Annotated in this window: 1 protein-coding gene; it reads right to left on the reverse strand. The window is 33.4% G+C overall.

Going from position 1 to position 808, the window contains the following annotated elements:
• Positions 1-808: terminase large subunit domain-containing protein (locus HMPREF0634_RS04865; RefSeq protein WP_007789531.1), on the reverse strand; the 808-nt coding region annotated here is incomplete at both ends.

Below are 808 nucleotides of genomic sequence, written 5' to 3' on the forward strand. Positions count from 1 at the left end.
CCTCAATTGAATCATTTAGCATATCTTTTGGTCTTATAGTTACACCATATCCAGGGTTTGCCATTTCATGAATTTTTGGATTTGTAAAATCTATGCTTCCATCAGGCTCCTTATCTGCCTCAGCTTTAAATACAAACAAATCATCATTTTCTATTTGACCATCCAAAATCTTATCTGCATATTGAAGTCTTCTGTAGTAGAAGCTATTAATATTATCACCTGCTGTTGAAATTCCTATCATAAGCTTGTTTGTGTAAGCCTTCATAGCTTCTTTAATAATATTGTATTGCTTTGGGGCTTTAAAAGCATGGATCTCGTCACATATAGCCAAATTACAGTTAAGTGAGTCTTGCCTATCTGGATTAGCAGCCAAAGCTTGTATAAAGATGCTTCCTTCACTTCCGAAGTCTTTTTGAATTGAATGTTCTTGATTATTATCTATAATTCTAAATGAATCTTTCTCACCCATGAACTCTATATTCCAATTTATGAAATCAAAACTTTCAAGAGACTGCTTAAGTGCAGCAGATGCAATATAACATTTACTTCCAGATTTTCTATAATACAAACTAAGAGCCCAAGCAAGTGCAGCTGCAAATGTAGTCTTTACATTTTTTCTAGGGATATGAATAAGGGCCTCTCTTACAACTCTTTTACTAGTTCCTTTAAAATAAAACCCCATTATTGCATAAACTATATATTTATGAAAATCTTGCAACAAAAAAGGACTGCCACGCATTGGCACCCCCTCAATATCTTCACCCTGTCTATGAGCAAGAGTTTTTTCAATTATTCCTATTATTTTTTC

Origin of the sequence: Peptostreptococcus stomatis DSM 17678 (assembly GCF_000147675.1) — a bacterium.
GTDB classification, from domain to species: domain Bacteria; phylum Bacillota; class Clostridia; order Peptostreptococcales; family Peptostreptococcaceae; genus Peptostreptococcus; species Peptostreptococcus stomatis.